Genomic DNA, 13,140 nt, shown 5'->3' on the forward strand with positions numbered 1-13,140 from the left:
TTTAACAGCTATATAATGGGATGCAATTCAATCTGGTATGCAATTTTCGATCAACAGGGCCAAAAATCAGCTCAAGACAGGTCATGTGATCTATTAGTCGTCCGTCTTAAGCCGGTCGATGTCCCTGCGTTCTTTTTTGGTAGGACGTCCGGTGCCACGGGGACGAAATTCACCTTGCAAATTCTTCACAGAATACCAGTGCTCAAATTTATGCAGCTCTTCGGGTGCGGTCAGGTCTTCAAAACAGAGAACTGCGAGCGGCGCACCAACCCGTTTTTCTATTAACTGCAGTGCCTTATAGGTGAACTGGAATCCGCCTTTTTTTACGGTAACCACATCGTTGACGGTGAGCAGAGAAGCAGCTTTGGCAGATGATTCATTGATGGAAATTTTCCCTTCACGGCAGGCATCTGTAGCTTGTGTGCGTGTTTTGAAGATCCGTACTGCCCAGAGCCATTTGTCAATGCGGACTTTATCCATATTCAGGATTTTGCAAGGACGGGCAATTGCATTTGCAAGGCTTCCAGCCTTTCAACCAGGATTTTGTTGATCAGGTAATTGCGGTACCAGCGTTGATCTACCGGCACGATGTGCCAGGGGATGGAGCTCCAGTTGATGGCATCCTCATAACACTTACGGTATTGATCCCAGTACTCAGCTTCTTTCCAGTCATCCTGGTTGTGTTTCCACTGTTTGGTCGGGTCGTCGAGTCGTTCCTGTAGTTTTTCGGTTTGCCTTTCACGGGAAAGATGCATATAAAATTTAATAACCTGGGTATTGTTGTCATGCACCAGATTGGTCTCATAGGCATTGATGGCATCCATCCGGGCTTTCACCCGGTCCTCATTGATCCATTCATGGACCCGCTGGATCAGAATATCTTCATAATGTGAGCGGATAAAGATCTGGATGTCGCCTTTTGCCGGGCTGTGCTGCTGGACCCTCCATAGGAAGTCGTGGGCAAATTCTAGGTCCGTTGGTTTTTTGAAAGAATAACAACCCATTCCGCTGGGGCTGCAATATTGGAAAGCATTCCGGGTAGCGCCATCCTTTCCTGAGGTGTCCATGCCCTGGAAAACGACCAAAATGCTGTGTTTTTTTTCGGCAAACAATAAATATTGTAGTTCTGCCAGCCTTTTGGCCAGTCTTCTGGTTTCTTTTTTAACCAATTTCTTCTTAAGCCCTTCCGGTGCCTTCGTAGGTATCTGTGCTAAGTCGATCATGTAGTTTGTCATTGATTAGGTGCGCATCCGGGCACGCTTGACAAGATAAGAAGAAAGTACGGGTGCATACCCTGCATGAATGTCCGCTTCCACAAAATCGATCTGATATTGGAGGCACTTCATTTTGATGTCATAGATAAATTTATCCATGTGTTGGCGATAGGACTGGGTAACATCTTTAGGTTGAAGACGGAGTTTTTCTCCTGTCTCCAGATCAATAAAGAGATAAGGGCGGTTGTCGTAGTTGAATTCTACTTCCTTATCCCGGTCGTGAACGTGAAATACGATCACTTCATGTTTGTTATGTTTCAGATGTTGCAGAGCCCCAAACAGATCCTGAATGTTTTCCTCTGATTCAAACATATCACTGAATATCATAACCAGTGAACGACGATGGATCGAATCGGCTATCTGGTGTAAGGAACGGGCGGCCGATGTTTTCTTCAGGGTCTGTTGATCCTGATAAACCTTATCCAGATAAGTCAGTAGCAACTTGTAATGGGCTACACTACTTTTCGCGGGTGTATGCTGTACAATGTCCTGATCAAATAGGGTGAGACCGAATGCATCCCGCTGCCGGCGCAATAAATTCATCATGGATGCTGCACCTAAGATGCTGAACTGCATTTTGTTGAAAGGCATGCCATGACTTCCATCCATTTCGGGAAAATACATGGAGGATGACGTATCAATGACAATCTGACATCGCAGATTTGTCTCCTCTTCAAATCGTTTGCTGAAAAGCTTGTCTGTCCGGGCAAATACTTTCCAGTCGATATCCTTTGTCGATTCTCCCTGATTGTAGAGGCGGTGTTCCGCAAATTCTACGGAAAATCCATGGAATGGACTTTTATGGAGGCCAATGATAAATCCTTCGACAACCTGATTCGCGAGAAGTTCAAGGTTGTTTAATGAACGTATATCATTGGATTCGAAAATATCCATAATGCCAAATGGTCCTGTTGAAAGTCAATATCGAAAAGAGATAATCAGGACAGATGTGCTTCAATTTTTGCAGCCAACACCTGCTTACTGGTCGCTCCGACTTGCTTGTCCACGACTTCTCCGTCTTTAATAAAAAGGATGGTAGGGATGGAACGAATACCGTATTTATAACTTACTTCCGGATTGTAATCTACATTCAGCTTACCCACCACGACATTCTCTTCATAATCATGTGACAGCTCTTCCAGGATAGGACTGATCATACGGCAAGGGCCGCACCATTCTGCCCAAAAGTCAACAATGGTCAGTTTTTCAGAGCCTAATACAGTTTCCTGAAAGTTCGCGTCGGTAAATTCAAGAGCCATAAATTGTCGTTTTTTAATTTATTTGATTAAAACAAGTGATAAACAGGGTGAGGAGGTAATTAGTTGCAAGATTAAGAAATCTTTAGGTTAAACGGTCGTTCTTATTACAATTTTTACCATGTTTACTGGCCCTTAATGGACTCCGGTGGAGTGGTTGGCAGCGTGAATTGGAATAAATATTGACAGCTTAATTGTACATGAAGAGACTTTCGGTGATTGCTGGTACCGGCATCGGTCTGGCACTCCTGTCCCAACTCTTATATTACTTTTGTGCCCGTCATCCGGAGTGGACACTGCAGTGGTATTACGCAGGACTGTTTCCGTGGATTCGTCGCTTCCTGAGTGGGTTACTTGGCTGGATCCCGGTTCCATTCTTATACCTTATGTTGCTATTGGTATTGGCCTGGTTGTTTTGGGGAGGCCGGCTGATATGGCGGACCACTACCGCCTGGTGGATTAAATCTTTACGACTTTTATTTCAGATTGCCGGAGTTGCCGGATATGTCATTACCTGCTTCTACTGGTTCTGGGGTTTTAATTATGCCACGCCTTCCGTAAGACAGCGATTGCAACTCGAGACACAAGCCATGCCCGATACTGCTATTAGTGCGGAATTTCGGTGGATTACGGACAGCTTGTATGCTTATACCGACAGTTTGCCGGTTGTACAGCACAGAGAAAAAGGGTTCATGGAACAAGATGGCTGGATAAGGGAAATGAATGCGGCTGTCAAACAAACACTAAACTTGCTGGGTTGGCCGTGTCCCGGGGAGATCCCGGTAAGGAGGATCTGGCCTGACGGCGCTTTGCTCAGGATCGAAACGGCAGGCTTCTATCTCCCCTTAACCGGGGAGGCTCATTTTGATGCAGGTATGTATCCATTGCAATGGCCGTATGTTGTCGCCCATGAATTATTTCACGCTTATGGTATTACTGATGAAGGCGACTGCAATTTTCTTGCACTGCTTACCTGCTGGCATTCGGATAATCCTGTATTCAAATATTCTGCGCTGATGGCGTACTGGAGACAGGTCGCACCGGAATACCGTCGATTTCACAAGGAGGAGTTTGCAACCCTGATGGATTCTCTGCCTGCTTCTGTACGCACCGACCTGGAGTCCATCCACCGTTATCTGGATCGTTATCCCGACCTGTTTCCAAAGATGCGGCATGCGGTTTACAATTCTTACCTGAAGGCACATGGTATCCGGGAAGGCATGGCTTCTTACAACGAGGTTATTACGTTGCTTGCCGCCTGGAAACAGGAATATGGTGTTCCGTTTATTCCTGGCGCAGCCACTGCAGATAAGCCTGATTAACACCATCTATGGCTGCTTCCAGCTGCCAGTTTTCACGGTTTCTGGCTTCAACATAATTGGAGATACCTCGTAATTGGATAAATGGGGTATGCTGCATTAATGCAGTATAAAAGAAGGCCGCTCCTTCCATGGTTTCGATGTCCGGTTGGAGTGCATTCCATAGAGTGTCTCTGCGTGCATCCGTACCTGTCACCATGGCAACCGTTATGCCTCTGCGGTGTGGAAGCGCAGGGTGGATGGGTGACTCAGCTGCCAGGTGCAGTCGGCCGTCCTTGAATGGATATTGATCCGGCCCGACCAATCCCAGTTGAAAAAGATCGCTCCAACTTCCGTCGCGCTTCTGTATGCCAATATCACCAAAACATTCCTCCACAACTTGTACCACGGACCCTAGTTCGTCATCACGCCGATAACTGCCTCCGATACCTATTTGTACCATCAGGTCAAAACGTTCTCCCTGCAGCATTTTGGTTAAGGAAAAAGTGGCTTGCACCAAGCCTACCCCGGTCACCAGGATTTGGATTTCCTGGCCTTCATATTCAAAAGTGGAGAAGTTCTTTTTGCGGGCATGTTGTTGCAACCATTGGATCGCGGGCGTAATCTCAAACGTCGTGGCACTACAGAGTAATGATTTCATTTCATCTTTTTTTCAGTGGGATTTGAATTCCGAAACCTGGAGACCATCGCAATACAGGATGGTATCGGGCAGCTACCTGTATAATCCAGTGGTCCCAGAGATATAGGTCAACGCCGGCTCCAAACTGATATGGTGCAAATCCATGCCCCATTCTCAGGCGTAAATGTTCTTGGACCTGGTAGGTCATATACAGGTGGTAGTGCCAACCTTCCACCGTACTACTTATCACTTCAGCTCCTAAAACAAGAGCGTTAGTGGGGTGGAAGCAGACACCCAGCTGATGATCCCACTGTGCGGGCATTTGCTCCAACGAGATGGATTGGGTGTAATAATTCGCCCGGTATCCGATCTGCACCTGGTCATTGATGCGATAGAGTGTACTGGCTTCCAGCGATATATTCCAGATGGAAGCCCAATTGATGATGCTGGTGTTATGGAGCCCCGCCTGAAGGCCTGCAGACCATTTGTCAGAAATTTTCTTAGCGTAAGCTGCACCAACAAAAAATTCAGAAAGGGATTCATCACCCTGACCTCCAATCTGAAATCCCAGGTAATTGTTATTTGCCATAGGCAGGGCGAGAGCAGCATGTGCCTGGATGACCTCTGCCAGCGTATAAGGCCAGCTGGTACCCAGGGAAATACCAGGGGTGGTGTATTGGCTCAATAATGCCGCTGAGCCGGGAAGAAAGGAGCTGCCATCCCCGGTGACCGGTAATACTGTCAGGCCAAGTGGACCTGGCCCGGCGAAAGAACGAAACACACCTTGAGCTTCGACGGTCAGCCAGGATAAATAAAAGATACAGATGATATGTAATCTTTTCAATCTCAAATTACTGATTCATGAAATGAGGATTATTTTTGTAGCACATAACTTAATATCTGATGATTGGTCCAGTAAGCTGGCAGAAAGCACAAAATAGCGATTCCACTGAAATCAAAGCATTGATCCGGCGGGTTATGGCTGAATTTGGATTTACCAGTTCCGGCCCGGTCCTGGACGCCATGCCTGATCCGGATGCATTTAATGCGTTGGGCTTTCTGGGAGTCCTTCGTTTTCAGGAATATATCATGGGGACCTATGCCTTTTTACCCTTATCAGAGGATACCGTGGAAATTCAAAAGATTTATCTGGTACCGGAGTTGAGGGGTAATCATTTGGGCCGGGAAATGATGAAGCAGCTGGAACGCATTGTCAGCAGCCGGGGTTTTAAGAAAATTACCATGTTGTCTTCCGGACGTTATCAGGCCGCTTTGCGGTTGTATGATCAATTGGGATATGTCCGATTGCATCGACCGGAAGATACTTCAGCTTTCTGTGACTGGCAATTGGAAAAAGTATTACTTGATGACTAAGCTGCGTTCCAACCATCGTCGTGCCCCGGCATCTTCCATTGGCCGCATGATGCTGCTGGTGGTTCTTGGTGCAAGTGGTTTGGCTCTGGGGTACCAGCAATTTGGTCATTTACTCAACGGACTTCCAACCACTAATACCGTTGAAGCCGAACCGGTTGAAGATCGCTTTTATCTTCCGGACGCTGATTTTCCGGTGGAGGTGGTTCATCATAAGTATTTCAGCCTTGGGTACCTGGAATCTGAAGAACAGTCGGCATGGGTTGCTTACCGGCTCACGGTCCAGGAGCTCAATCAGCCTAAATTGCCAAGGTATGATTATTTCGACCCGGATTATTCCGTATCCACCGGCTCATCTTTCCACCGGGACTATACCGGATCCGGATTCACCCGCGGTCATCTGGTTCCTGCGGTTGATATGGCATTTGATTCTGCCGCACTGAGGGAGACCTTTCTGATGAGCAATATCAGCCCCCAGGTCAGGGCTTTTAATAACGGTGTCTGGCGGGAACTTGAAGAACAAACCCGGGACTGGGTTCGGCGAAATAAAGAACTTTACATCGTTTCCGGTCCAATATTCAGTACATCCCACGACCGGATCGGTCAAAACCGGGTTGGCGTGCCGGAATCGTTTTTCAAAGTATTGCTGGATGTGAAAGACCCGGAATGGAAAGGGATCGGGTTTATCATACCCAATGCGATCAGCGATCGCCCACTTAGTGATTACGCCTGTACAATTGATTCGGTTGAAATCATGACCCACCTGGACTTTTTCAGTCATCTATTAAAAGATGATCAGGAAGAAGCATTGGAGTCCACCATAAACCTGGATCAATGGCCCATGCACCCTCACCGGTTCGAATGGAGGGTCAATGAGTGGAACAACCGGTAAAGTCAACAACATCAGGGTTTAGGGATAAATTGTAAATTTGAAAACGAAAGCAGAAATAGACTATGAGTAACAAAGAATCCTTTTCGCAGGAAATATTAGACGGATATTCGTTTGAGAAGTCTTCGGTAATCCTTGGCGGTGCGATGTATGAAAAGCAATGTTTGCCCGAGCATTTTGTCCGCATCCCATTGAAGACACTGAATCGCCATGGATTGATCTGTGGAGCTACCGGTACCGGTAAGACGAAATCGCTGCAGGTTATAGCAGAACAATTATCAGCAAAAGGAATTCCTTCGATGCTCATGGATGTTAAAGGGGACCTGAGTGGGATTGCAGCCAAAGGGACCTCCAATCCCAAGATCGTGCAACGCCACGAAATGATCGGACTACCATTTCTGGCTGACGATAGCCCGGTTGAGTTTTTGTCCATTTCAAAGGAACCAGGCGTCCGTCTGCGGGCCACAGTCTCTGAATTTGGTCCTGTCCTCTTTTCCAAGATCCTGGATCTGAATGAAACCCAACAGTCGATTATCGCGATCCTTTTCAAATACTGTGACGATAACCACTTGCCGTTACTGGACCTGAAGGACCTCAAGAAAGTATTGCAGTATGTCACCCAGGAAGGCAAAGAAGGACTTGAAGCGGAATATGGTCGTATCTCCAGCAGTTCTATCGGTACCATTATGCGCAAGCTCATCGAGCTGGAACAGCAGGACGCAGAGATCTTTTTCGGAGAAAGGTCCTTTGATGTGGAAGATCTGATTCGCCGGGACTCCAATGGTAAAGGTATCGTATCGATCATCCGTCTGACTGACATTCAGGATAAGCCCAAACTGTTTTCTACATTCATGCTTCAGCTACTGGCTGAGATCTACTCCACCTTTCCGGAAGAAGGCGATTTGGAAAAGCCGAAACTTGCCCTTTTTATTGATGAAGCGCATCTGATTTTCAGCGAGGCTTCCAATGCCTTACTGGATCAGATCGAGACCATCATCAAACTGATCCGGTCCAAGGGGGTTGGTGTATTCTTTGTAACACAGAATCCTACGGATATCCCAGCTCCTGTCCTGAGTCAGCTCGGTCTGAAGATCCAGCATGCCTTGCGCGCTTTTACAGCAAAAGATCGAAAAGCGATCAAACTGGTAGCTGAGAATTATCCATTCACCGAGAATTATAAAGTGGACCAGGTGATCACCGAGATGGGGATCGGAGAAGCGCTCGTTACAGCATTGAATGAAAAGGGGATTCCCACGCCCCTGGTACAGGTTATGATGCGTGCACCGCAAAGCCGGATGGATGTGCTGACTGAATCGGAAATAGATCAGATCAATGCGAAATCGGAATTGATCACAAAATACAACCAGGTAATAGACCGGGATAGCGCTTATGAAATCCTGAATGATAAAATCTCGCGATTTGAAGAGAATGACCATCAGGAGGAACTTCGCCGCCAACAGGACACTTACCGCACTACCAGGCGCAGTAAGGAAAAATCGGCCATAGAAAAGGTTTTTGAAAGCACTACGACCAGGCAGATTGGCCGCACGGTAGCCCGGGAGCTTACCCGTGGTTTACTAGGTGTGCTCGGAGTAAAAACAACGAGAAGCCGCAAGAAGAGCAGCTGGTTTTAATGCTGCTTACATTAGTCCATTGAAAAGAGAAATGATTATCCGCTACTGCGGAAGGGAGAATTAGTTTTTGCCTTTGACCGTGCGGGTGCTGGGTGCTTGTTTATCAAAGCGATTCTGGAACATGATCACGAAATTATCCCATGGGGTATCCTTGTAGTAATCCTTGGCATAAAAATGCATGATCATTTCCAATTCATCCGCGGATCGCATGCCTGGTATCGGCTGGATCACCCGGAAATTTTCATCCATAAAGACAAGGGTAGGGAATGCCAGCCGGCCGAAAGTGAGTTCTCTGGCTAGGTCATTATATCCATCCTTGTATTTATAAGACTTACCCATGATCTCAATGGGTGTTTTGCACTGAGCGTCCAGACGGACCGGGTAGAAATTTTCGTTGATGTAGTCTGCGATGTCTGGCTCCTTGAGGGTAACAGCATCTAATTTTTTACAGAAACTGCACCAGACCGTATAAATCTCAACGAGTACCTTTTTCTTTTCTATTTTGGATTTGGAGATGGCCTGATCCCAGGTCATCCACTGTACCTGGGTATCTTGTCCATATGCCCATGGCAAGAACAGCATGGTAAAGCCCAAACTCCAAAAATACTTCCCCAAAATACTCATGTTGTTATTACACACGTCTAATTATCAAAACAATGTACAATTAATGAACACTTATAGCCAAATCTTTACGCCCGGCACCCTTACATTTAAAATAATTTTAACGATTACCATACCAGATTTGAATCCAGCGTGATCACTTCATTATCCCCGAGCAGGAACCTTTCCCGGAGACTTCCTTCTGGTTGAGGGGCTTGGAGACCATGCGACAATATTTTTGAGTTGCTGCGAATGATACGTGCTTCATCCCATTTTTTTTGAGCAATAAAGGCACGTAACGTTTGCGGCCCGCCTTCGACCAGAAGACTGTTGATTGGAAATTGCATCAGGTTTTCAAGAATGAAGTCGATGTGTGTATTCTTACTTTCAGGCAGTTCAAATTGATGGATATGGTCTGGAAGGCTTTTCTGGATCCGGGGAGTGAAGACGATGGTGGGACAATCGGTGTTCCAAAGTGCCCGTTGGAGTGGTAATTGCTCTCTGGTGCTGTACACCACCCGGTGTGGAGAGCGGCCCCAGTAGAGTCGATTGTTCAATTTGGGGTCATCCACGATGACGGTTTTTCCACCTACCAAAAAAGCATCGATCTCATGCCGCCATCGGTGGGTAAGCACCTGGCTGAAATCATTGGAGATGCGCACATTTTTCTCAGCCTGACCCATAAAACCATCCGTTGATTCTGCCCATTTAAGGATCACGTAAGGCCTGTTCTTCACCATACGTGTACGGAAAGCCCTGATGAGTTCTTCACCTTCTTCCTGCAGGACACCAAGTGTAACATTCCGCCCGGCATCCCGCAAGCGGGCAATGCTCTTGCCAGCCACCTGGGGGTTTGGATCTATGCAGCTGATCACGATATTTTGGACTGGGCTTTCCATGATGCGGTTTACACACGGAGGATTAAAACCATAATGAAAACAAGGCTCGAGCGAAACATAAAGCGTTGCTCTGGATAATATTTCATCCGGCAGGTCAGCTGCTTTGGTCAAAGCCATAGCCTCAGCGTGGATGTGGCGATAGCGGGGGTGAAACCCTTCGGTCAGGATTTGATCGCCCAGGGCCAGAACAGAACCAACCATCGGATTAGGCGACGTGTATCCCTCGCCTTGCCGGGCCAGGTCCAGACAACGGCGCATCATTTTCTCCGCAATATGGTCGGAGTCCGGTGCCAATACATTTTTATTTTGAGGTGGAGCTGTGCATGTGATTCAGCTTCCCTGGTTACCGATTATTGGAGCGCTTCCTGAACCAATTCGGCTGCCTCCTTGAGCAGAATGGCAGAACGTACTTTCAGGCCGGATTCGTCGATGATCTGTTTGGCCAACTCGGCATTTGTTCCTTGCAGACGTACAATGATCGGAACCTTTATGTCTCCGATATTTTTATATGCCTGAACAACACCATTTGCCACCCGGTCACACCGTACAATCCCACCGAAAATATTGATGAGTATCGCTTTTACGTTTGGATCTTTCAGTATGATTCGGAATGCTTGTTCAACACGATTTGCATCGGCTGTTCCTCCAACATCCAGGAAGTTAGCCGGGTCTCCTCCGGACAATTTGATGATGTCCATCGTAGCCATCGCGAGGCCGGCGCCATTGACCATACAGCCCACATTACCATCCAGTTTGACGAAATTCAGGTCGTGTTCACGGGCTTCAACCTCTGTCGGATCTTCTTCACTGAGGTCACGCCAGGATTCCAGGTCAGGATGACGATACAATCCATTGTCATCCAGGGTCACTTTTGCATCTACGGCAAGAATATGTCCATCACCCGTTTCCAGGCAGGGATTGATCTCGATGAGGGATGCATCTGCACCTATGAACGCCTTATAAAGTGCTTGGACAAATTTTACCATTTCTTTAAAGGCATTGCCGGATAATCCCAGGTTAAAGGCAATTTTTCGAGCCTGAAAGCCTATCATCCCTGCAGAAGGGTCGATGTACTCTTTGTGGACAAGATGAGGTGTTTGTTCAGCAACCTCTTCAATATTCATTCCTCCTTCCGTCGAATAAATAATCACATTTTGTTTGCGCTCGCGATCCATCAGTACGGATACGTAGTACTCTTTGCAGTCTTCGAAACGCGGGACGTAGCAGTCTTCGGCGATCAGCACTTTACTGACAAGTTTGCCAGGACCATTCAAGCCACCTGGAGTCTGGGGGGTCTTAAGCATCATCCCCAGAATATTACCGGCTTTTTCGCGAAGTTCTTCTTCATTTTTCACCAGCTTGACACCTCCGCCTTTACCCCGGCCACCAGCGTGGATCTGTGCTTTTATTACTGCGACCGGTGATCCGGTCTGTGCACTGAGCCGCTGATAAGCAACGATAGCCTCCTCTTTGGTTTCAGCCAATATGCCTTCCTGTACGGCTACCCCATACCTTTTTAAAAGTTCTTTACCTTGATATTCGTGTAAATTCATTTGTTGCGAGTTCCGTTTTCAAAATGCTCGCACAAAGTACGGAAAAGAAGGATTTTTGCCTGAATTATCCCCCGACAATAATTTTTTGAACGACCGTTCCCTGATCGGTTTGAAGGCGAATAAGGTAGAAGCCGGCCGGGATGGAATTCAACTGCAGCGTTTTCCGGTTGGAACCAGGAGTGAAGTACTGGTCGCCCCAACGTTGTAGCAGCCGACCGGAAACATCAATCAGATTGATCTCACTGTCGAACCCGATTTCTGTATCCAGTTCTACATGGATGACATCATTTGCATGCAGCAGGGTAGGATATATATTGAGAAACTGAACAAAGGGTAATTCCTGAACAGATACGGTTTTAGCCGTTTTAAATCGCCGGGCCGGAGTAGCATCGGCACAAGTATAATATTCATTAAAGGGCCGCACCCGCCAGAAGTAATTCCGCTCGGGATCCAAGTCCTGGATCAGGATTGAATCCACATTGGTGATTTCCGAGATGGGGGCATAATCAAAGGATGGAGACCGGTCAACCTCAACCAGGTAAAAATCAGCTCCGGATACTCCCTGCCATTTGAGCATTACTTGCCGGTCACGGTTGACCTGCTCCTGATCACCAGGGCTGACCAGATAGACCGGGTCTTTAATCTCAGCGATATTCGGTTGATAGTTGCTTCGCAGATAATCGCGATCCTTACTCAATAAGCTGCGCTGAATTTCTGTCTTCTGCCCATCGGTAAAGATGTAATTGGAACAACCAAAAAAGTAGTTCATGTAGTTATTTACCTGAGGCTGGACGGGTTTACCATCCGGATCAAGTGCATTCAGTTTGTAAGTGCAGTCGTTACCTCCAAAGTTGTAATCAGCAGGGGTGTCGCAAATCCCGTCACCGACCGGATTGTTGTCCTGTGAGAGGTCCGGGTTACAATTTGAACCGTCGGCATATTCATTGATGGTATGTCCATCGGGAGCATATTTTTGAACGGGATTGCCGTGAACAGCAGGGTCCCAGGGTTCGCTATCCCAGCCATGAAAAGTATGCGGCAGACTAAAGTAGTGTCCTACTTCATGGGTGAGTACCCGCTCGTCCTGAGCATAGATTTTGCGGACAATGATCCAGTCCAGTGTGAGACCGCCCTGGTAATAGGCCGCTATGGGCTGATCTTCAACGGTCTGTTCGGTATAAAATACATTCAGGGCGTTGAGCCTGCGGATATCACGGATGAGGCTGATGCCTGTGGTGGTTCCCGGCTTCGTATTGATGGTGTTGTTGTTGATGTAATTAAAGCCGTCCTTTATGTAGAATTGTATGCCCTGGTCGGCATAATTTTCATTCAACTGACAGAGGGCGTCCAGTAGTTTTTCTTCTTCGATACGGCCTTTCCCCTGAGCATCTGCTACAATGTGAAATTTAAGGGGAACATAAGTTACTTCCCGGGGAGAAACGAAATCAGCCATCGCTTTGCGGTTGTCCAGCATCCGTTGCTTGATGCTTTCCAAATCCTGGGTGCCACAGCGAGGAACTACTTCTTGAGCGAATACCGTATTGATTGCAGTGAAAAGGAAGAGGAGTGTTAAGATTGACCAGGTCTTATTTCCCACGTTTGCTTCAAGATTATGATTATGAATACCAAAAATAGCAAAATTAGTTCCATTATTTCCACATTATTTTTCCACAACACCTGGCATAACTTGTAACTGTAGAGCGAAATGGAGTACCTTTGGGCGTCT

The 13,140-nt window shown here is 47.0% G+C and carries 14 protein-coding genes; 4 read left to right on the top strand and 10 right to left on the bottom strand.

Annotation, left to right across the window (positions count from 1 at the left end; translation table 11 throughout):
- Window positions 1-93: 93 nt before the first annotated feature.
- Genes H6570_08085 through trxA form a run of 4 tightly spaced genes read right to left on the bottom strand, consistent with a single transcriptional unit; the run spans window position 94 to window position 2,533 of the window.
- Complete coding sequence (locus tag H6570_08085) at window positions 94-480, bottom strand: RNA-binding S4 domain-containing protein (protein ID MCB9319225.1); 387 nt, start codon at window positions 478-480, stop codon at window positions 94-96.
- Window positions 481-482: 2 nt separating this feature from the next.
- Window positions 483-1,235 carry a polyphosphate kinase gene (locus tag H6570_08090; protein MCB9319226.1) on the bottom strand — a complete coding sequence of 251 codons (753 nt, stop codon included), beginning with the start codon at window positions 1,233-1,235 and terminating at the stop codon, window positions 483-485.
- 3 nt (window positions 1,236-1,238) lie between these two features.
- A complete protein-coding gene (locus tag H6570_08095) occupies window positions 1,239-2,168 on the bottom strand; it encodes a DUF58 domain-containing protein (protein ID MCB9319227.1) in 930 nt (309 codons plus the stop codon).
- Window positions 2,169-2,212: 44 nt separating this feature from the next.
- Complete coding sequence (gene trxA / locus H6570_08100) at window positions 2,213-2,533, bottom strand: thioredoxin (GenBank protein MCB9319228.1); 321 nt, start codon at window positions 2,531-2,533, stop codon at window positions 2,213-2,215.
- Between the two features lie 197 nt (window positions 2,534-2,730).
- On the opposite strand from trxA, the gene H6570_08105 reads away from it, so the two are divergent.
- Entirely contained in the window at window positions 2,731-3,852 is a 1,122-nt protein-coding gene (locus H6570_08105) for a DUF3810 family protein (protein ID MCB9319229.1), read from the top strand.
- Here the strand turns inward: H6570_08105 and mqnB are convergent.
- Window positions 3,815-4,489: a futalosine hydrolase gene (mqnB, locus tag H6570_08110; protein MCB9319230.1), complete on the bottom strand. Its 675-nt coding sequence runs from the start codon at window positions 4,487-4,489 to the stop codon at window positions 3,815-3,817. The two genes, H6570_08105 and mqnB, sit on opposite strands and share 38 nt — an antisense overlap.
- Window position 4,490: 1 nt before the next feature.
- Window positions 4,491-5,312 (bottom strand): hypothetical protein, encoded by an 822-nt coding sequence (locus tag H6570_08115; protein MCB9319231.1) that lies wholly within the window; start codon window positions 5,310-5,312, stop codon window positions 4,491-4,493.
- Between the two features lie 59 nt (window positions 5,313-5,371).
- Here H6570_08115 and H6570_08120 point away from each other — a divergent pair, with 59 nt between their 5' ends.
- The 3 genes from H6570_08120 to H6570_08130 all read left to right on the top strand — a co-directional run bounded on the left by H6570_08120 (window position 5,372) and on the right by H6570_08130 (window position 8,362).
- Window positions 5,372-5,842: a GNAT family N-acetyltransferase gene (locus tag H6570_08120; protein ID MCB9319232.1), complete on the top strand. Its 471-nt coding sequence runs from the start codon at window positions 5,372-5,374 to the stop codon at window positions 5,840-5,842.
- Entirely contained in the window at window positions 5,835-6,731 is an 897-nt protein-coding gene (locus tag H6570_08125; GenBank protein ID MCB9319233.1) for a DNA/RNA non-specific endonuclease, read from the top strand. Before H6570_08120 ends, H6570_08125 begins: the two co-directional genes overlap by 8 nt.
- Window positions 6,732-6,793: 62 nt before the next feature.
- On the top strand, window positions 6,794-8,362 hold the full coding sequence (locus H6570_08130) for a DUF853 family protein (protein MCB9319234.1): 1,569 nt from the start codon (window positions 6,794-6,796) through the stop codon (window positions 8,360-8,362).
- A 60-nt stretch (window positions 8,363-8,422) separates the two neighbouring features.
- Here H6570_08130 and H6570_08135 read toward each other — a convergent pair whose 3' ends face one another.
- From H6570_08135 to H6570_08150, 4 genes are all read right to left on the bottom strand, one after another.
- The gene (locus H6570_08135; GenBank protein ID MCB9319235.1) at window positions 8,423-8,977 is read right to left on the bottom strand and encodes a thioredoxin fold domain-containing protein; all 555 of its coding nucleotides are present in this window, start codon (window positions 8,975-8,977) and stop codon (window positions 8,423-8,425) included.
- A gap of 113 nt (window positions 8,978-9,090) precedes the next feature.
- A complete protein-coding gene (gene ribD / locus H6570_08140) occupies window positions 9,091-10,122 on the bottom strand; it encodes a bifunctional diaminohydroxyphosphoribosylaminopyrimidine deaminase/5-amino-6-(5-phosphoribosylamino)uracil reductase RibD (GenBank protein ID MCB9319236.1) in 1,032 nt (343 codons plus the stop codon).
- Between the two features lie 89 nt (window positions 10,123-10,211).
- Window positions 10,212-11,414 carry an ADP-forming succinate--CoA ligase subunit beta gene (sucC, locus tag H6570_08145; protein ID MCB9319237.1) on the bottom strand — a complete coding sequence of 401 codons (1,203 nt, stop codon included), beginning with the start codon at window positions 11,412-11,414 and terminating at the stop codon, window positions 10,212-10,214.
- A gap of 64 nt (window positions 11,415-11,478) precedes the next feature.
- Window positions 11,479-13,011, bottom strand: a complete 1,533-nt coding sequence (locus tag H6570_08150) for a T9SS type A sorting domain-containing protein (protein MCB9319238.1) — start codon at window positions 13,009-13,011, stop codon at window positions 11,479-11,481.
- Window positions 13,012-13,140: the final 129 nt, after the last annotated feature.

It is taken from the genome of Lewinellaceae bacterium (assembly GCA_020636135.1).
Classification (GTDB): domain Bacteria; phylum Bacteroidota; class Bacteroidia; order Chitinophagales; family Saprospiraceae; genus JAGQXC01.

Coding starts and splice junctions, on each gene's coding strand:
- sucC (MCB9319237.1), bottom strand. CDS start 11,414: ATGAATTTACACGAATATCAAGGTAAAGAACTTTTAAAAAGGTATGGG.
- mqnB (MCB9319230.1), bottom strand. CDS start 4,489: ATGAAATCATTACTCTGTAGTGCCACGACGTTTGAGATTACGCCCGCG.
- H6570_08125 (MCB9319233.1), top strand. CDS start 5,835: ATGACTAAGCTGCGTTCCAACCATCGTCGTGCCCCGGCATCTTCCATT.
- H6570_08090 (MCB9319226.1), bottom strand. CDS start 1,235: ATGACAAACTACATGATCGACTTAGCACAGATACCTACGAAGGCACCG.
- H6570_08105 (MCB9319229.1), top strand. CDS start 2,731: ATGAAGAGACTTTCGGTGATTGCTGGTACCGGCATCGGTCTGGCACTC.
- trxA (MCB9319228.1), bottom strand. CDS start 2,533: ATGGCTCTTGAATTTACCGACGCGAACTTTCAGGAAACTGTATTAGGC.
- H6570_08130 (MCB9319234.1), top strand. CDS start 6,794: ATGAGTAACAAAGAATCCTTTTCGCAGGAAATATTAGACGGATATTCG.
- ribD (MCB9319236.1), bottom strand. CDS start 10,122: ATGATGCGCCGTTGTCTGGACCTGGCCCGGCAAGGCGAGGGATACACG.
- H6570_08095 (MCB9319227.1), bottom strand. CDS start 2,168: ATGGATATTTTCGAATCCAATGATATACGTTCATTAAACAACCTTGAA.
- H6570_08085 (MCB9319225.1), bottom strand. CDS start 480: ATGGATAAAGTCCGCATTGACAAATGGCTCTGGGCAGTACGGATCTTC.
- H6570_08120 (MCB9319232.1), top strand. CDS start 5,372: ATGATTGGTCCAGTAAGCTGGCAGAAAGCACAAAATAGCGATTCCACT.